The 15,710-nt window shown below is 68.3% G+C and carries 19 protein-coding genes; 5 read left to right on the top strand and 14 right to left on the bottom strand.

Annotated elements, in window-relative coordinates:
* Positions 1-97: 97 nt before the first annotated feature.
* Positions 98-1,609 carry a flavin-containing monooxygenase gene (locus ACQ66R_RS19245; RefSeq protein ID WP_430424545.1) on the top strand — a complete coding sequence of 504 codons (1,512 nt, stop codon included), beginning with the start codon at positions 98-100 and terminating at the stop codon, positions 1,607-1,609.
* Here ACQ66R_RS19245 and ACQ66R_RS19250 read toward each other — a convergent pair.
* The 12 genes from ACQ66R_RS19250 to ACQ66R_RS19305 all read right to left on the bottom strand — a co-directional run bounded on the left by ACQ66R_RS19250 (position 1,595) and on the right by ACQ66R_RS19305 (position 12,346).
* Entirely contained in the window at positions 1,595-2,284 is a 690-nt protein-coding gene (locus ACQ66R_RS19250; RefSeq protein ID WP_430424547.1) for a WbqC family protein, read from the bottom strand. The two genes, ACQ66R_RS19245 and ACQ66R_RS19250, sit on opposite strands and share 15 nt — an antisense overlap.
* 35 nt (positions 2,285-2,319) lie before the next feature.
* A complete protein-coding gene (locus ACQ66R_RS19255) occupies positions 2,320-3,552 on the bottom strand; it encodes a flagellin modification protein FlmF (RefSeq protein ID WP_430424549.1) in 1,233 nt (410 codons plus the stop codon).
* Positions 3,549-4,193 carry a class I SAM-dependent methyltransferase gene (locus tag ACQ66R_RS19260; RefSeq protein ID WP_430424551.1) on the bottom strand — a complete coding sequence of 215 codons (645 nt, stop codon included), beginning with the start codon at positions 4,191-4,193 and terminating at the stop codon, positions 3,549-3,551. The genes ACQ66R_RS19255 and ACQ66R_RS19260 overlap by 4 nt, the downstream gene beginning before the upstream one ends.
* Positions 4,194-4,279: 86 nt before the next feature.
* Positions 4,280-5,299, bottom strand: coding sequence for a UDP-2,4-diacetamido-2,4,6-trideoxy-beta-L-altropyranose hydrolase (gene pseG / locus ACQ66R_RS19265; RefSeq protein ID WP_430424553.1), 1,020 nt, complete (start codon positions 5,297-5,299; stop codon positions 4,280-4,282).
* Positions 5,296-6,015 (bottom strand): cytidylyltransferase domain-containing protein, encoded by a 720-nt coding sequence (locus ACQ66R_RS19270; RefSeq protein ID WP_430424555.1) that lies wholly within the window; start codon positions 6,013-6,015, stop codon positions 5,296-5,298. The genes pseG and ACQ66R_RS19270 overlap by 4 nt, the downstream gene beginning before the upstream one ends.
* Before the next feature lie 82 nt (positions 6,016-6,097).
* Positions 6,098-8,737, bottom strand: a complete 2,640-nt coding sequence (locus tag ACQ66R_RS19275; RefSeq protein WP_430424557.1) for a beta strand repeat-containing protein — start codon at positions 8,735-8,737, stop codon at positions 6,098-6,100.
* 129 nt (positions 8,738-8,866) lie between these two features.
* Complete coding sequence (locus tag ACQ66R_RS19280; RefSeq protein WP_430424559.1) at positions 8,867-9,838, bottom strand: mitochondrial fission ELM1 family protein; 972 nt, start codon at positions 9,836-9,838, stop codon at positions 8,867-8,869.
* 10 nt (positions 9,839-9,848) lie between these two features.
* Positions 9,849-10,322 carry a transcription elongation factor GreA gene (gene greA / locus ACQ66R_RS19285; protein WP_430424561.1) on the bottom strand — a complete coding sequence of 158 codons (474 nt, stop codon included), beginning with the start codon at positions 10,320-10,322 and terminating at the stop codon, positions 9,849-9,851.
* A 259-nt stretch (positions 10,323-10,581) separates the two neighbouring features.
* Positions 10,582-11,160 carry a carboxymuconolactone decarboxylase family protein gene (locus ACQ66R_RS19290; RefSeq protein ID WP_430424563.1) on the bottom strand — a complete coding sequence of 193 codons (579 nt, stop codon included), beginning with the start codon at positions 11,158-11,160 and terminating at the stop codon, positions 10,582-10,584.
* 50 nt (positions 11,161-11,210) lie between these two features.
* A complete protein-coding gene (locus ACQ66R_RS19295; protein ID WP_430424565.1) occupies positions 11,211-11,510 on the bottom strand; it encodes a type II toxin-antitoxin system RelE/ParE family toxin in 300 nt (99 codons plus the stop codon).
* Positions 11,507-11,785 (bottom strand): type II toxin-antitoxin system ParD family antitoxin, encoded by a 279-nt coding sequence (locus ACQ66R_RS19300; protein ID WP_430424567.1) that lies wholly within the window; start codon positions 11,783-11,785, stop codon positions 11,507-11,509. The genes ACQ66R_RS19295 and ACQ66R_RS19300 overlap by 4 nt, the downstream gene beginning before the upstream one ends.
* A 54-nt stretch (positions 11,786-11,839) precedes the next feature.
* Complete coding sequence (locus ACQ66R_RS19305; protein WP_430424569.1) at positions 11,840-12,346, bottom strand: AAA family ATPase; 507 nt, start codon at positions 12,344-12,346, stop codon at positions 11,840-11,842.
* A gap of 73 nt (positions 12,347-12,419) precedes the next feature.
* Between ACQ66R_RS19305 and ACQ66R_RS19310 the strand changes: the two genes are divergently transcribed.
* Genes ACQ66R_RS19310 through ACQ66R_RS19320 form a run of 3 tightly spaced genes read left to right on the top strand, consistent with a single transcriptional unit; the run spans position 12,420 to position 13,847 of the window.
* Positions 12,420-12,755 carry an ArsR/SmtB family transcription factor gene (locus ACQ66R_RS19310; protein ID WP_430424571.1) on the top strand — a complete coding sequence of 112 codons (336 nt, stop codon included), beginning with the start codon at positions 12,420-12,422 and terminating at the stop codon, positions 12,753-12,755.
* A gap of 4 nt (positions 12,756-12,759) precedes the next feature.
* On the top strand, positions 12,760-13,242 hold the full coding sequence (locus ACQ66R_RS19315; RefSeq protein WP_430424573.1) for an SRPBCC family protein: 483 nt from the start codon (positions 12,760-12,762) through the stop codon (positions 13,240-13,242).
* Entirely contained in the window at positions 13,239-13,847 is a 609-nt protein-coding gene (locus tag ACQ66R_RS19320) for a glutathione S-transferase family protein (protein WP_430424574.1), read from the top strand. Before ACQ66R_RS19315 ends, ACQ66R_RS19320 begins: the two co-directional genes overlap by 4 nt.
* A 40-nt stretch (positions 13,848-13,887) precedes the next feature.
* Here the strand turns inward: ACQ66R_RS19320 and ACQ66R_RS19325 are convergent, their stop codons facing one another.
* Positions 13,888-14,676: an SDR family NAD(P)-dependent oxidoreductase gene (locus tag ACQ66R_RS19325; protein ID WP_430424576.1), complete on the bottom strand. Its 789-nt coding sequence runs from the start codon at positions 14,674-14,676 to the stop codon at positions 13,888-13,890.
* 86 nt (positions 14,677-14,762) lie between these two features.
* Between ACQ66R_RS19325 and ACQ66R_RS19330 the strand changes: the two genes are divergently transcribed.
* Positions 14,763-15,281 carry a GNAT family N-acetyltransferase gene (locus ACQ66R_RS19330; protein ID WP_430424579.1) on the top strand — a complete coding sequence of 173 codons (519 nt, stop codon included), beginning with the start codon at positions 14,763-14,765 and terminating at the stop codon, positions 15,279-15,281.
* 16 nt (positions 15,282-15,297) lie between these two features.
* On the opposite strand, the gene ACQ66R_RS19335 is transcribed toward ACQ66R_RS19330, so the two are convergent.
* On the bottom strand, positions 15,298-15,471 hold the full coding sequence (locus tag ACQ66R_RS19335; RefSeq protein ID WP_430424581.1) for a hypothetical protein: 174 nt from the start codon (positions 15,469-15,471) through the stop codon (positions 15,298-15,300).
* Positions 15,472-15,710: the final 239 nt, after the last annotated feature.

Below are 15,710 nucleotides of genomic sequence, written 5' to 3' on the forward strand. Positions count from 1 at the left end.
TTGAGTTATCGTTGATAACCTATCTTGATACAGATCAAGGTCGGCGTGGGCGGGTCGTAGAATCTGCCGCGAAACATAGACTGGGAGGGTTGCTGGAATGAGCACGACACAAGGGGCTGCGGCCGAGCACTTCGACGTCCTGATCGTGGGCGCGGGCATCTCGGGCGTCGGCGGCGCCTATCATCTGACCCAGCAATGCCCCGACAAGTCCTTCGTGGTGCTGGAGACGCTGGAGAGCTTCGGCGGCACCTGGCTCACCCACAAGTACCCCGGCATCCGCTCGGACAGCGACCTCTACACCTTCGGCTACCGCTTCAAGCCGTGGGTCGGCCCGCCGATCGCCACCGCCGAAGAGATCCTGAACTACATGGGCGAGGTGATCGAAGAGAACGATCTCGCCCGCCACATCCGCTACCGCCACCGCATCGACCGCGCCGAGTGGTCGTCGGGCGACAACCTGTGGACCATCGAGGCGACGCGCACCGACACCGGCGAACAGCTGCGCTTCACCGCAGGCTTCCTGTGGATGTGCCAGGGTTACTACCGCCAGTCCGAGGGCTACACGCCCGAGTGGGAGGGCATGGCCGACTACAAGGGCCAGATCATCCACCCGCAGACCTGGCCGTCCGACCTTGAACTGAAGAACAAGAAGGTGGTCATCATCGGCTCGGGCGCCACGGCGGCGACGCTGCTGCCCAACATCGCCGACGACTGCGCGCACGTGACCCTGCTGCAGCGCTCGCCCACCTATTTCATCCCCGGCCGCAACGCGATCGACATCGCCGACCAGCTGCGCCTGCTGAAGGTGGACGAGACCTGGATCCACGAGATCGTCCGGCGCCAGCAGCTGTACAACGGCGACCTGTTCACCCGCCGCGCCTTCGAGGAGCCTGAGGCCGTGAAGGCCGAGCTGCTGGCAGGGGTCTCCTCACTGGTCGGCCCCGAGATCACCGCCAAGCACTTCACGCCCAGCTACCGGCCGTGGCGCCAGCGGATCGCGTTCGTGCCGGACGGCGACCTGTTCCGCTCGGTCGCCGAGGGCAAGGCCTCGGTGGTCACCGACGAGATCGAGCGCTTCACCGAAAAGGGCATCCTGCTGAAGTCCGGCGAAACCCTCGAAGCGGACATCATCGTCACGGCCACCGGCTTCAACCTCAACGCCCTGGGCGACATCGACTTCGTGATCGACGGCAAGCCGCTGAACTTCGGCGACACCGTCACCTATCGCGGCATGATGTTCACCGGCGTCCCCAACATGGTCTGGGTGTTCGGCTATTTCCGGGCCAGCTGGACGCTGCGGGCCGACCTGGTGTCCGACTTCGTCTGCCGGCTGCTCCAGCACATGGACGGCAAGCAGGCCCGAAAGGTCGAGGTGGCGCTGCGCCCGCAGGACAAGGACATGCCCCTGCTGTCGTGGATCGACCCCGAGAACTTCAACCCGGGCTACCTGATGCGCGGCATGCATCTGCTGCCCAAGCGCGGCGACAAGCCCGAGTGGCAGCACAGTCAGGACTACTGGCGCGAGAAGGACGAGCTTCCGCTCATCGACCTCGACGATGCGGCGTTCGTCTACAGCGGGACCCAGGCGAACCGATCACGCGCCGCGTGAGGCCTGCATCCGGGCGATCAGCTCGGCTGTGCCGGCCCAGCCCAGGTTCATCACCGCGTCGATGAAGGCCATGTAGGGCGTGAACGGCTCGCGGCCTTGCGGGTAGGCGATCTCGACGAACCCCTGGAAGCGCACAGGGAAGGCGGCGGCGGCGAACACGCCGTCGTCCTCCATGTAGTCGTGGCTGCCCATCGGCGAGAGATAGTCGGTGGCGCCCACAGCCCGGCAGATGGCCAGCAGGTGGTCCGAACGCTGGCCCGGCGCGCCCAGCGTGCTGGCCCGCACGAACTCACGCTCTAGGCCGAGCCGGGCGGCGGCCGTCTGGATGAGGCCGCAGTTGAGGTCGCCCAGGCCGGCCGCCGGCTGCGCGAACTGGTCTTCCAGGAAGGCCATGCCTTCGGCGAAGAACGGGCGCTTCGCATAGGTGTGGCGGATCGAGTTGAGGTGTTTTTCGCGCCACGGCTCGGCGTCGGAGAGCCGGATATCGCTGATGTTCGCGTCGCGGTCGGTCTTCTGGACGGGCACGCTCAGCATCACCTCGCCGGCGGCGCCCCAGATGCGGTTGCGCTGTTGCCACGAGCGGCGGGCGAACTGGACGTCGTCGAGGAAGACGAACACGTCGGAGGCGGCGATCAGGTGGAAGTAGCCGAGGTAGGGCAGGTACGTCGGCTGCATGATGGCCGCGGTTCTGCCTCCGGCGGGCTGGGCCATCAGGCGGCGGCCTTGGCCTTCGACACGCCCAGCGCGGCCGACAGCGCCGCGTCCATCTCGACGAACTTCTCGCCCTTGGCGTAGGGCTCCCAGGCGCCGGGCACGAAGGCCGGGCCCAGGCGATCGCTCAGCGTCGCGCGCAGCTGGGCCAGGCGCTGGATGGCGTCGACCGTGTGGTAGATCCAGCGTGGCTTGATCGAAGCGGCCAGCAGGTCGCCCAGGGTGAGGTCGCCCTCGAAACCCTTCAGCAGGCGATGGATGTCCCAGCTCAGCTCGTCGCCGCCGTCCTCGGCCACGCACTCGGCGGTCAGCAGCGTCTTGCCGCCGCTCTCGTAGATGTAGACCCGGAAGCAGCTGCCTTCGGCCGTGAAGTTCTGGACGTAGAAGGGCAGGGCGCCGGTCCAGCGGGCTTCGAAGGTGTAGGTGGCGAAGCTCTTGGGCAGCAGCCGGGGCACGGGGACGCCGGCGGCCTTGAACAGGGGCGTCGGATTGGCGGCCCAGACCAGGACTTCGCCGGCATGTTCGGCGAGCGCCTGGCGCGGCGAGACCAGGTCGCGCTCGTGGATGGCGACGCCGATCGCCTCCAGCGCCTTGCGACAGCCGCGCAGCAGGGCAGGGAATCCGCCGACGGGCAGGCTGGCCTGCAGGTTGTTGGTGTGTCCCCAGAGATGGCGCGGGATCGCCAGCAGCTCGTTGGCCAGCGGATCGGTCTTCTTCGCTTCGGCCAGGGTCTCCAGGTCGGCGCCGACGGGATAGCTGCGGTTGATCGCCAGCGGGGTCGCGGCGCTTTCGTGCACGGTCGAGAGGTCGCAGCCCAGGTGCCAGTGCGCATAGCGGACCAGCGGGTCTCGCAGGGCAGCCGGATAGCAGTCCAGGCGGTCGGCCAGACTGGGACCGACGGGGGCGGTCAGCGTGATGTCGGCGCAGGCGAAGCCGGGCCCGCCGAAGTCCTCGATGTAAACCTCGCCGGGCGAGAGCGAGCCGAAGCGATTGTCGAAATCCTGGAACTCAAGCCCGTGGGTCTCGAGCAGGGCGCGGATCGGATCCGTGCTGGGGCCGAAGTAGATGCAGCCCTCGCGCATCTCCAGGCCGTTGCGGACGTCGGGCAGGGCCACGCCGCCCAGGTTGTCGAACCGCTCGTGCAGTTCGATGTCAGTGGCGCCCATGGCGTGCGCCTGAAAGGCGGCCAGGATGCCGGTCAGGCCGCCGCCGACGATCTTCACCCGACTCACGGGACCCTCCCCCAGACCACCAGGTCGCTGTTGCCGGGCACACGCCGGCCCGCCTGAAGGTTGTCGAACCGGACCGCCAGTTCATTGCGATCGGTCAATCCCAGGGTCCCGACCAGCAGGTCGACCAGCCCGTGCTGCGTGTAGAAGCGGTTGAAGAGGCCCGCCTCGCCGGTCTCGGGCGTGGCCAGGCGGAAGCCGTCGGGCTCCTCCTCGACGCCGCGGCCATAGCGGTAGTCGTCGATCAGGCGGGTACGGACGAACACCTCGGCGCCCGCCGCCAGCAGCGGTTTCAGCTCGCTCAGCACCGCCGTCGCCTGGCTCAGCGTCAGGTAGCAGAGCAGGTTCGGGATGATCAGGGCGTCGAAGGGGCCGGTCAGCGGCGGCAGTCCCTTGGACAGGTCGGCCTGGATGAACTCGGGCCCGTCGCCCAGGTTATGCCGCGCATCGGCCAGGGCCCCGGCGTCGTAGTCGACGCCGACGCAGGTCCAGTCCCAGGTCTGGTAGAGCGACAGGTTGTTGCCGGTCCCGGAGCCCAGTTCGAGCACCCGGCCGGTCCGTTCGCTCAGGCCACGCTTGAAGAAGTGCCGCACGACGAATTCGTCGGGGTACTTCAGGCCACGAATCTCGCGCAGGGATCGCATGCGGTCATGCTTGGACCGCGGAAGAAAACACTCGGTTAAGGATACGAGAAAGTCGCACCCTCAACGGGTCGGGCGGGTCGTGGCGTTCAGGCGGCGCGCGCCGCGATCAGGGTGAGGAACGTCTCGGCGGTGCGGCCGGCGCCCAGCCCGTCGCAAAGTTCGGAGCTCTTGCGGGCCAGGTCGCGGCGCAAGTTTGCATCGCGCAGCAGGTTCCAGAGCGCGCGGTCGAAGCTCTGGTCGAACTCGGGATCGCCCACGTCGACGACCAGGGCGGCTTCACGGTCGGCCATGGCGCGAGCCGCGGGGCGCTGGTTCTCGGCCAGGACGACCAGCACCGAGGGCAGGCCCAGGATGCAGCGCTCCCAGGTCGTGGAGCCCGGCGCGCCGACGCCGATGTCGGCCTCGGCCGTGAGCCGGGCCATATGCTGGGTGTCGACGTGCAGCATCAGGCGCGGGTCGCGCCGCGCGATCTTGGTCAGGCCGGGCAGGCTGGGGGCGGCCGCGCCCAGCACGATGTCGAGGCCCGCTTCGCCCGAGCGGCGCCGGACGATCTCGACGATACGGCTGGTGATCCCGCCCACGTCGGTCAGGCCCATGCTGATCAGGATCCGTTGCACGGGCTCGCCGCGCCAGGCAAGGGCGGGACCCCGCAGGGCGGCAAACTCGGGGCGCACGGCGGCGAAGCTGGGGCCCAGCAGCAGGCGGCAGGTCTCGGGCACGAGGCCCTGGTAGTCGGCGGCCTTCCGCTCGGGTCCGGCGTCCACGACGACATCGGCGCCCAGCGGGCGGTCGGCCAGATCGTCGATCACCAGGGTCGGGCGGCCCTGGGCCATCGTGCGGTGGTCGGGCTCGGCCAGCCCGTAGTGGTCGAAGGCCACCGCATCGAACGACTCGCGGACCGCCGCGGCCGCCAGGTCCTCGGCGGAGATGCGGGCGGCGTCGGGCGCGTAGGTGTCGAGCAGGTCGCTGACCGCGGGCGGACCGACGAAGGCGTAGGTCGCGCCCTGGGCTTCCAGCGCCTTGGCCAGGGTCAGCGAGCGCATGACGTGGCCGCCGCCCACGGTAGGGCCGGCGTCGACGACGAAGAGGATACGTGGGCCGGTCATAGCCGCCGATGACCTCCGAACTGGGCAAGATCGGGGCGGACGGCCAGGAGCGCGCGGATGTCCGCCGACGTGAAGGCCGGATTGCCGGGGTAGAGCGCCTCGTAGACCGCGACGGCGAAGGCATAGTCGTCGGGCGTATCGACGGTCCAGCGGATGTCGCCGTCGTCGGCGTGCGCGCTCTTCAGCCAGGCGGTCTTGTAGCCGTGGTCGCCGTTGTAGAGGCCCCAGGTGACGTGCTCGCGTTCCTCGGCGGTGGAGGCCTCGGCGGCGGCGCGGCGCAGGGCCGGCGCCGTGACGACTTCGACGTCCAGGCCCTTGGGAAAGGCGAAGGTGTCAGGGGTGTTCGAGGTGTAGTCGGCGCCGCTTTCCAGGTGCAGGGCGATCGTGTCGTCCACGCCGTCGGGATCGGTCAGCGGGCAGTCGGCGGTGAGCCGCACGACGTGGTCGGCGGGATGGGCGTCGAGCGCGCCGACAAAGCGGGCCAGCACATTGTCCAGGGGGCCGCGGTGGACCGCTACGCCCTCTGCGGTCATCGCCTCGGCCAGGGGATCGTCGGAGGTCTCGGTGCTCGTGGCGACGACCAGCCGGTCAAGCCGGCGGCAGCGCGACAGCCGCTCGATCTGGCGCAGCACCATCGGGCGGCCGCACAGCGGCTTCAGCACCTTGCCGGGCAGGCGCGAGGAACTCATGCGGGCCTGGAGGATGGCGAGGATCATCCGCCTCACATGACCCGATGCGGCCCCAAACGCAAAGGGCCGCCCCGAAGGGCGGCCCTCGCTGTACGATTTGTCGGCCGGCCTAGAGGAAGCTGGCCGAGCTGACGTCGGCAAGAGCGCCGCCGACCAGAATAACCACCTGGTCCGCGGTCCCATCGGCGTTGGTGTCGACGAAGACCCCCACGGTCGACGCGCCCGCGTAGCTGATCGCCGCGTAGATCACCGTGCCGTCCAGGGCGGTGTTGGCCGCCGCCAGCGCCGCGGCGAAATCGTCCGCCCCGCCAGCCGCGCCTTCGAAGTAGTTGGCGCCGGTTCCGGGAGCGAGCCCGAACTCGAACTTGTCGTCGGCTGAGAAGTCGTCGATCCGGTCGGCGGTGCCGACGCTGAGACCAGTGTCGCCGTTGGCGAAGAAGAAGATGTCAGCGCCGCCGCCGCCGCCGAGGCTGTCGGCCCCGGTCCCGGCCGTGATCGAGTCGGTCCCCGCGCCGCCGTCGACAGTGTCGTTTCCGCCGCCGGAGCTCACCGAGTTGGCGCCGCCGAGAGCATTGATGACGTCGCCGCTGGCGCCCGACACGATCGTGTCGGCGCCCGTGCCGCCGGTGATCTGGTTACTGCCTTCGCCGGCGTTGATCGAGTTGGCGCCGTTGCCGCCGTCGATCGTGTCGTTGCCGGACCCTGTGGTGATGACGTCGTCGTCGGCGCCGCCGGTGACGTTGTTGGCGCCTTCGCCGGCGCTGATGGTGTTGGCGCCGCCCGTGTCGTTGATGGTGTCGGCGCCGAGGCCGCCGGTGATGTTGTCGGCGTTGGCGCCGCCGATGATCGAGTCGTCGCCGCTGCCCGCATCGATGATGTTGGCGCCGGCTCCGCCGGTGATGGTGTCGTTGCCCGATCCGGAGGACAGGGTATCGGCGCCGCCGCCCGCGGTGATGACGTTGTTGCCTTCACCCGCAGTGATGCTGTTGGAGCCGCCGGCGTCCGTGATCGTATCGTTGCCGGCCGCGCCGGTGATGGTGTCGGCGCCCGTTCCGCTATTGATCGAGTCGTTGCCGTTGTTGCCGTCGATGATGCTGTCGACGGTGCTGGCGCTGCCGTCCACGGTGTCGTCGCCGTCGCTGGCCAGGATCGAGCCGCGGTTGGTGTAGGTGATGCTGTCGTTACCGGCGCCCGAACTGATGATGTCCAGGCCGGCGCCCGTGCTGATCGTATCGTCGCCCGAACCCGAGTTGACGGTGTCGTTGCCGGCGGTGGCGCTGATGTTGTCGTTGCCCGAGCCGCTGGTGATGCTGTTGTTGCCGCCGGCCGCGACGATCGTGTTGACGCCTTCGCCACCGTCGATGACGTCGGAGCCCGCGCCAGTCGTGATGCTGTCGTCGCCCGCGCCACCGAAGACTGTGTTCGCGCCGCCGGTGTCGGTGAGGGAGTCCGCCCCGTCGCCCAGGGTGACGTTGTCGGCCCCGGCGCCCGAGGACACGCTGTCGGCGCCGCCACCCGAGCTGATGGTCGAGGCCGTCGAGGTCGAGATCGTGTCGGTCCCGGTGGAGGTGCTGACCGTGCCCCCGCCGGCCAGGGTGATGACGTTGTTGCCTGTGCCGCCGTCGACGGTGTCTTCACCCGCGCCGCTGGTCAGCGTGTCGTCGCCGTCGCTGAGCGTGATGTTGTCGTTGCCTGAACCCGAGCTGACGAGGTCGTTGCCGATGCCCGCGCTGATCACGTTGTCGCCGTCGCTGGCGGCGATGGTGTCGGCGCCGTCGCTGGACGTAATGTTGTCGGCGTCGATGCCCGAGGTGATGCTGTCGTCGCCCACGCCCGACGTGATGGTGTTGGCGCCGTCGCCGGCCCCGATGCTGTCATTGCCCGCGCCGCCGTCGACGTAGTCGGCGCCCGAGCCCGCCGTGACGAGGTCGTTGCCGCCCGCGGTCACGATGATGTTGGCGCCCGTGCTGGCCGTCACGACGTCGTCGCCCTCACCGGAGTCGATGGTGTCGCTGGCCGTGCCGCCGGTGATGATGTCGTTACCGTCGCCGCCGGCGAGGGAGTCGGCGCCGCCGCCGCCCGTGATGGTGTCGTTGCCGCCTTCGCCGCCCACGGTGTCGGCCGATGAGCCGGCCGTCAGGCTGTCGTCGCCCAGGTTGCCGAGCAGGAAGTCGCCGCCGCCGGCCGTGCCGTCGATGGTGTCGTTGCCCTGGCCGCCGAGAAGCAGTTCGCGGCCCGTGCCGCCGATGATGACGTCGTCGCCGAGGTTGCCCTGGGCGAACTGGAACACGGTGGCCGTGCCGCCCGTACCCGTCGAGATGGTGTCGTTGTCGCGGCCGCCGTAGATCACGTCGTCGCCGGCGCCGCCGACCAGACTGTCATCGCCCTGGTTGCCTTGCAGCAGATCGCTGCCGCCCGCGCCGTCGATGGTGTCCGAACCCGTGCCGCCATAGAGGCCGTCACGCAGGCCGGCTCCAGCAAGGGAATCGTTGCCCGTCGTGCCGATGCGAAGCAGCGAACCGTCGGGGAGCAGGAAGTCGTTGTCGTTCCGGGGGCCCGGGTCGGCGAACGTCACCGACCGCGTAGGCGTGGAAATGATGATGTAGTCCGGCGTGTTGATCGTGAACGGCACGAAGCTGACCGAGACCTGGGAGGCCGAGAGATCGCCCTGGAAGATCAGTTGGTCGGTGCCGGCGTTGTAAGCCAGCGCCTGTTCCGCCGTGATGTCGTTGAAAAAGTAAGTCGCCACTGTGCGGCCCCCAAAAGCGATTCGGTTGCGTCCCTTGCCGGGAGGCTACTCATAATTCCTTAGCTAAAGTTACCGCGACAGGCGAACCGGGCAAGAAACCATTGCTCGCGGTTGTCTTTCTTGCCCCGATCAGGACGATCCGTCGTATCGGCGCAACAGTTCGCGGGCGGCGCGGTCGGTTTCCGCAAGCGGTTCATAGGCTTCGCCCGTCAGGTCGCCGACATAGGGCCGGGCGATTCCGCGGGCGCGCAGGGCGTCGTGGAAGCGGCCCAGCTTGGCGCTGTGGCCGGGGATCGGAATGGTAAACAACGGGACGCCTGTCGCGGCTGCGTCGGTGGCCAGATTGGTCGAATCCTCGGTGACCAGGATGGCGTCGGCGGCGGCCAGGAAGGCGAAATAGGGGTTCTCCCCTGTCTCGTCCCAGATGATGCCCGGTAGGTGGGCGAGTGCGGCGGTCATCGCCTCGCGCGCGACGCGTGGCGTGCGACGTGTGAAACTCAGCAGGATCGAGCCGCCGGCGGCCTCGACGCCGGCCGCGATCCGGCGCGCGATCGCAAGGGCGGCCTGACGCGGCAGGTCGTGCGCCTTCGATTTGCCGCCGATGATCACGGCCACGCGTGGATGGGGGAGGGGATCGATCCGCTCTGCGAAGCGCGCGCGCTCGATCAGCAGCTTCTCGGGGCTGATGCGATTCGGCGCGCCCAGGATGGGGAAGACGTTGGGGCCGGTCAGGCCGTCATGTTCGGGCGGGATGACGAGGTCGAAGCGCTTGAGCGGCGCCTTGGGGTCCTGGGTCTGAACCACGAAGGTCCTGCCCTCGGCCCAGGTGAGCATCCGCGTGGACAGCGGCAGGGTGGCCCGGCCGGCGCCGATCCAGATGTCCGGCCACGGCGCCTCGATCGGATCGCCGGTGCGCGCCGCCGGCGGGATCAGCCTCCACGGCAGTCGGCCCAGCCCGGCGCGCCAGCCGATCCGGCGCGTGGCGATGTGGGCCGGGCGCAGGCGAGCCACCGCTTCCGCGAGACCCAGGGCCTGGGCCTCGATGCCGGCGCGGCCGTCGGAAACGGCCCAGATCCGTAAGGGACGCCCGCCGGTGGCCATCAGGCGTGGATCAGACCCACTCCACCTTGGTGATCTCGTAGGACTTGCCGCCGCTGGGGGTGATCACCTCCACGACGTCGCCCTTTTCCTTGCCGATGATCGCACGTGCGATCGGCGAGGTGATGGAGACCCGGCCGCGCTTCACGTCGGCCTCGTGCTCGCCCACGATCTGGTAGCGAGCCTCTTCCTCGGTGTCTTCGTCCACGACCGAGACGGTCGCGCCGAACTTGATCTGACTTCCCGAAAGCTTCGAGACGTCGATCACCTGGGCGCGCGCCATGCGGTCCTCGATGTCGGCGATCTGGCCCTCGATCCAGCCCTGCCGCTCCTTCGCGGCATGGTACTCAGCGTTCTCGGACAGGTCGCCGTGAGCTCGCGCCTCGGCGATCGCGGCGATCACGGCGGGCCGCTCGATCGTCTTCAAACGCTTCAGTTCTTCGTCGAGGGCCTTGTAGCCCTCGGCGGTCATCGGAACTTTTTCCATCGTGACTCGAAGTTCGCCTTGGTGGATCCCCAACCCGGCCGCGGGCGCACGCGTCCCGGGGGCAGAGATGCTAGGATTGTGCGCCGCAAAAAGCAAGACCGCAGGTGAGTGAGGTCATCGGCCCGACGGACCGAGGCGGCGCCTGGCCGCGCGACCTGCGCGCCTTAGCTAAGCACGCCGCGTGGAGAATGCCATGGCCGCCGGGCAAGATCGCGCCATTGAGGCCGTGCGGCCCCCGCATCCTGGGCCCGCCGATCCGTTAGTCCAGGTCAGGGAGGGGCAACGCGCCGTCGGGCGGCGTGGCCACTTCGGCGACGTTCAGGGTCATCGAGACCAGGTCGTAGTAGCCGTTGACCCCGATGAGGTCGATGACGCCCTGGTCGCCGAACAGCTTGTGGACGCGGGCGTAGGTGGCGTCACTGACCTTCCGGTCGCGGCGCAGCTCGGTGCAGAAGTCGTAGATCGCGGCCTCGTCGTCAGCCATGCCGCGGGGCTTCAGCCCCTTGGCCAGGTCAGCGGCGACCTCGGGCCTGAGGCCGCCCTGCAGCGCCAGCGGGTAGTGGGCGTACCACTCGAACTTGGCGTTCCAGTGCCGCGCGGTGATCAGGATCGCGAACTCGTTCAGCCGTGGCGGCAGGCTGGACCTGTAGCGAATGTGCTCGCCCACCTTTTGCAGCCGGTCGGCCAGCTCGGGGCTGCGAAGCCAGGCGTTGAAGGGGCCGCGGATCGAGCCTCGAGGGCCTGAGGCGATCGCCTCGGCCACCTGCTTCTGCGCCGGCGTCATCTGCTCGGGCCTGAGCTCGGGAAACCGCTCCGCCGCATTCGCCGTCGTCGCCATCAGAAGCCCCGCAAGAATGGTCGCTGTCCGCATCATGCCCTGGCGCCTCCCTAGAACGCCGATCGCCAATCCTCGCCGGCCCGAAAGACGCGGAGAATGGTGACCCCCAGCTCGGAAACCGAGAATGCGATGGTCAGGCGCCGCTCGAACCCAATTGTCCGCAGACCCGGGATGAGGTCGTCATGCTTGGCGCCCCTTTCCGACGCGAAATCGAACCCCGCGAGATAGTCCCTGACCCGCCCAAGGTACCTTGTTGCGGTCGTGAGCGAAGCCGCGTTCGTTATCCACTGGTCGATGGCGTCTAGATCGTCGAGCGCCTCAGGTGACAAGATGACGTGACGACGGATCAAGGACGATCTTTGTTTCGCGCCTCTCGCCGCCGGGTGATTTCCTCGAATGCGTCTGCCAAGGGGATGCCGCGGGACGGATCAGCCTTCATCGCGTCGTAGGTCGGCACGACCTCTTCCCGCAGCCAGCGCTCGATCGCTTCATCACGTTCCTTCAGCGCGCGTATGCCGGCTCGGACCACCTCGCTGGCCGAAGCGAACTCGCCGGCCTCGACCTTGGCGTCGATATACTCAGCCTGTTCTTCGGCGAGGCTGAACGTGCGCTTCTGGATCGGCATCGGGCGGCTCCTGTCGACCACCATGGTATGACTTGTTCATACCGTCAGCTAGCGTCAGTTGCTCTCGCTGATGATCGCGCCTTCCAGTTCAGACGGATCGGGGGTCTCGAAGACGCCCTCGATGAAGTCGAAGTGCTCGGGGGGGACTTCGATGGCGAAGTTCTCGCCGCGCACCACGTTGCGCTCGGCCACGCGGGCGCGGCGGACCTCGGTGGTCGCCGTCACATAGTGGAACGTCAGCGGCAGCCCGGCGCCCTCGGCGATCTCGCGGACCCGCGCCCGGTCTGCCTTCCGCATCAGGCCGATATCGAAGATCACCGGCGTGCCGGTCGCCAGCACGCCCGCGGCGACGGACCAGATCTGAGCCTCGCAACGCTGAACCCGCTCGATCATCCACTCGTACTCGATGGGCTGGGGCATGTCGGGCGCGAAGAGCTGGGCCATCCACTCGTCGAGCACGAAGGCCACCGCCTTTTCCCGGCGCGCGAAGCTGTGGGCGTAGACGGTCTTGCCGGCGCCGGACGGGCCGAAAATCACATGCAGGGTCGGGAGGGTCGTCATGCTCCGGCTGTAGACGACAGACGGACACCCGTCGACTTGACGGCATGTATATAACCAACTAGTTCCATAACTGATGAGTTACGAACAACAGCTCGACGCCACGTTCGCCGCCCTGGCGGACCCTACCCGGAGGGCGATCCTCGCCAGGTTGGCGCTGGGGGACGCCTCGGTGGCGGAACTGGCCGAGCCTTTTTCGATGAGCCAGCCGGCGGTCTCCAAGCACCTGAAAGTGCTGGAGCGGGCGGGCCTGATCCGCCGCGGCCGCGACGCCCAGCGCCGCCCCGCCCGGATCGAGGCCAAGCCGCTGCAGGCGGCGAACCTGTGGATCGAACGCTATCGCGCGCTCTGGGAGGCGAACTACGCCCGCCTCGACAATCTCCTGGAAGAGCTCAAGGCCAAGAAGGACTGATCCGATGCCGAAGCCCGTCGACGTCACCACCCCGTCCGATCGCGAAATCCGTGTGGTGCGGGTGTTCGACGCCCCCGCCAGACTGGCCTGGGACTGTCACACCCAGCCCGACCTGCTCCGCCGCTGGATGCTGGGCCCGCCGGGCTGGAGCATGCCGGTGTGCGAGGTGGACCTGACCGTGGGCGGCGCCTATCGCCACCGCTGGCGCAGCGACGCGGACGGGACCGAGTTCGGCTCGGGCGGGACCTATCTCGAGATCGTGCCGTTCGAGAAGATCGTGACCACCGAGAGCATGGAGGGCTTCAGCGGCGAGGCGGTGAATACGCTGCTGTTCGAGGAGGCAGGCGGCCAGACGACGGTGACCCTCACGATGCGGTTCGTCTCGAAGGAGGCCCGTGACGGCGCCCTGCAGAGCGGCATGAGCGACGGCATGGCCATGGGCTACGACCGGATGGACGAGCTGCTGGCCGAACTGGCGGCGGCATGATCCGCGTCTACAACTTCATCGGCGGCGTGCGCGGCCTGCGGGTGGTCTGGCAGTGCGAGGAGATGGGGCTGGCCTACGAGGCGAAGGCCTTCGCCTATCCGCCGCCGGCCGACTACCAGGCCAAGTACCCGCCGGGCTCCGTCCCCTTTCTCGAGGACGAGGGCGGCGTGGCTATGGGCGAGTCCGTGGCGATGATGCTCTACCTGGCCCAGCGATATGGTCCGACGCCGCTGTTGCCCGCCGACCCTGCGCAGATGGCGCGCGTGCTGCAGTTGGTCGTGGCCGGCGAGGCGTCCATGGGCGGGCTGATGAACCCGATGATGGGGACCAGATTCATGGCCCCCGCCGACCAAAAGTCGGGCTGGACGCTGAACTTCTGCGAGGCCCAGGTGAAGCGCGCGCTGGACTATGCCGAGGACCTGTTGGGCGAGCGCGCGTTCTTCGTGGGCGATGAACTGACCCTGGCCGACATCGCGGTCTCTACCGCGCTGGGCATGTGGACGGGCGCACTGGACCAGAAGATCCCGCCGCGCCTGGCCGCCCATCGCGAACGGATGATGGCCCGGCCAGGCTACCAGCGCGCCAAGGCGGCTTTCGAGATCTGAGCTCCTTTTCCTCTCCGCTTCGCGGCGGGAGCGGAGAAGCTCAGCGAACGGTCAGGCCGCCGTCGATCACCAGCTCCTGGCCGGTCACGTATCGGCTCTCGGAGGAACAGAGCCAAAGGACGCCATTGGCGATGTCCTCGGGCCACCCCTTCACGCCCATGGGCACGGCCATGGCCGACATGGCGTCGAGGTCCGGCGGGGCGTTGGCGAGCGGGTTCACCGCCTGGCCCACTGTCACCCAGATCGGCGTCTCGATGAGGCCGGGGTGCACCGAGTTCACGCGGATGCCGTCCTTGGCGTTGGCGCACTCCATGGCCACCGCCTTGGTGAACAGGCGCACGCCGCCCTTGGTGGCGCAGTAGCCGGCGAGGTTGGCCGAGCCCTTCAGGCCCGCCACCGACGAGATGTTGACGATCGAGCCGCCGTCGCCGCTCTCGCGCATCAGCGGGATCGAGTGCTTGGTGCCCAGGAACACGCCGTCGAGGTTGATGGCGGTCTGGCGGCGCCAGTCCTCGAGCTTCATCTCCAGGATGGAGCCGCCGATGCCGATGCCGGCGTTGTTGACCAGGAAGTCTAGGCGGCCGTGGCGTTCCCGGACGCCCGCGACGACGTCGGCCCAGACATCTTCCTGGGTCACGTCGTGGTGGACGTACTCGGCCTTGCCGCCCGCCTTCTGGATGCCGGCGACGACTTCGGCGCCCAGGGCATCCTGGATGTCGGTGACGACGACGAAGGCGCCTTCCGACGCCAGCTTTTCGGCGCAGCCCCGGCCGATGCCGCTGGCCCCGCCCGTGACCAGGGCCACCTTGCCCTTCACGCGATCGCCCATGACGTTCCTCCCCTTATCGTTGGTTAGTTGGAGTGGTAGCCCACGCTCCGGACGGCGAACAGGGCGCCGCGAGGTAAGGGTTACAAATGATCTTGAACATCCGGGGGCTCGGCCCCGACGATGTGGCCGACCTTGCGCTGGTGGGACAGGCGACGTTTCTCGAGACCTACGCCTCGGTGCTGCCCGCGGCCGACATCGTCTATCACTGCCGCCACGAGCACGGTGAGGCGCGCTATGCCGGGTGGCTGGGGAAGTCCGGCTACGATTTCTGGGGGGTCGAGATCGACGGACTGGGCGGCCTTGTGGGGTACGCGATGCTGAGCCCGCCAGACCTGCCGGTGGCGGTCGAGCCTGGCGACCTGGAGCTTAAGCGCATCTACCTGTTGTCGAAGTTCCAGGGCGGCGGCGTGGGCGCGCGCCTGATGGGCGCCGTCTGCGAGGCGGCGCGGGCGCGGGGCGCAAGACGGCTTTGGCTGGGCGTCTATGGCGAGAACGCCAGCGCAATCGGCTTCTACGCCCGCCAGGGGTTCGCACAGGCGGGCGTCCGGAAGTTTCAGGTGGGCGCCAACACCTATGACGACCTGGTGCTGGCGCGCGATCTCTAGAGTTCAGCTCGGGACGCTACTGCATCCACTTGGGGTCGGCGCTGCCGGTGGTGACGATCCCGTAGATGAACCCGACGGCGAGCAGGACAATCGCGGCCACCATGATGACGCCGACCATCCCCTCGAACTTTTCGGCCAGGTGTTTCGGCTTGTGATGTTTCACATCGCCGGTGTGCGGTTCGGTATGCATGACTTCTTCCTCGCAATCCCTTGTGGAGTTTTTGGTCTCCACGCCAGGCTGCGGCAGACGCCAGAGGCGTCCCCCGGAAGTGCGCCCGTCCAGACCGTCCCCATTGCCGATTTGGCCGTGAGGCGGAGAGGGCGTTTGTAGCGGGCCGCCGGGGCGCGCCCTTGCCGCCTGTCTCAGTCAGGCGATGTGCGGAGCCTGCGCTTCCTCTGACGCTGGGTCAACCAGTTGTGACGCTTGCC

This window comes from Phenylobacterium sp., from assembly GCF_965284355.1.
Classification (GTDB): Bacteria; Pseudomonadota; Alphaproteobacteria; order Caulobacterales; family Caulobacteraceae; genus Phenylobacterium.

Excerpts from the sequence above, each read along its gene's own strand:
- pseG (WP_430424553.1), bottom strand. The coding sequence starts at position 5,299 with ATGACCGGCCCACGTATCCTCTTCGTCGTCGACGCCGGCCCTACCGTG.
- ACQ66R_RS19325 (WP_430424576.1), bottom strand. The coding sequence starts at position 14,676 with ATGGGCGATCGCGTGAAGGGCAAGGTGGCCCTGGTCACGGGCGGGGCC.
- ACQ66R_RS19290 (WP_430424563.1), bottom strand. The coding sequence starts at position 11,160 with ATGGCGACGACGGCGAATGCGGCGGAGCGGTTTCCCGAGCTCAGGCCC.
- ACQ66R_RS19335 (WP_430424581.1), bottom strand. The coding sequence starts at position 15,471 with ATGCATACCGAACCGCACACCGGCGATGTGAAACATCACAAGCCGAAA.
- ACQ66R_RS19310 (WP_430424571.1), top strand. The coding sequence starts at position 12,420 with ATGAGTTACGAACAACAGCTCGACGCCACGTTCGCCGCCCTGGCGGAC.
- ACQ66R_RS19330 (WP_430424579.1), top strand. The coding sequence starts at position 14,763 with ATGATCTTGAACATCCGGGGGCTCGGCCCCGACGATGTGGCCGACCTT.
- ACQ66R_RS19320 (WP_430424574.1), top strand. The coding sequence starts at position 13,239 with ATGATCCGCGTCTACAACTTCATCGGCGGCGTGCGCGGCCTGCGGGTG.
- ACQ66R_RS19250 (WP_430424547.1), bottom strand. The coding sequence starts at position 2,284 with ATGCAGCCGACGTACCTGCCCTACCTCGGCTACTTCCACCTGATCGCC.
- ACQ66R_RS19245 (WP_430424545.1), top strand. The coding sequence starts at position 98 with ATGAGCACGACACAAGGGGCTGCGGCCGAGCACTTCGACGTCCTGATC.
- ACQ66R_RS19315 (WP_430424573.1), top strand. The coding sequence starts at position 12,760 with ATGCCGAAGCCCGTCGACGTCACCACCCCGTCCGATCGCGAAATCCGT.
- ACQ66R_RS19270 (WP_430424555.1), bottom strand. The coding sequence starts at position 6,015 with ATGATCCTCGCCATCCTCCAGGCCCGCATGAGTTCCTCGCGCCTGCCC.
- ACQ66R_RS19300 (WP_430424567.1), bottom strand. The coding sequence starts at position 11,785 with ATGCCGATCCAGAAGCGCACGTTCAGCCTCGCCGAAGAACAGGCTGAG.
- ACQ66R_RS19305 (WP_430424569.1), bottom strand. The coding sequence starts at position 12,346 with ATGACGACCCTCCCGACCCTGCATGTGATTTTCGGCCCGTCCGGCGCC.
- ACQ66R_RS19260 (WP_430424551.1), bottom strand. The coding sequence starts at position 4,193 with ATGCGATCCCTGCGCGAGATTCGTGGCCTGAAGTACCCCGACGAATTC.
- greA (WP_430424561.1), bottom strand. The coding sequence starts at position 10,322 with ATGGAAAAAGTTCCGATGACCGCCGAGGGCTACAAGGCCCTCGACGAA.
- ACQ66R_RS19280 (WP_430424559.1), bottom strand. The coding sequence starts at position 9,838 with ATGGCCACCGGCGGGCGTCCCTTACGGATCTGGGCCGTTTCCGACGGC.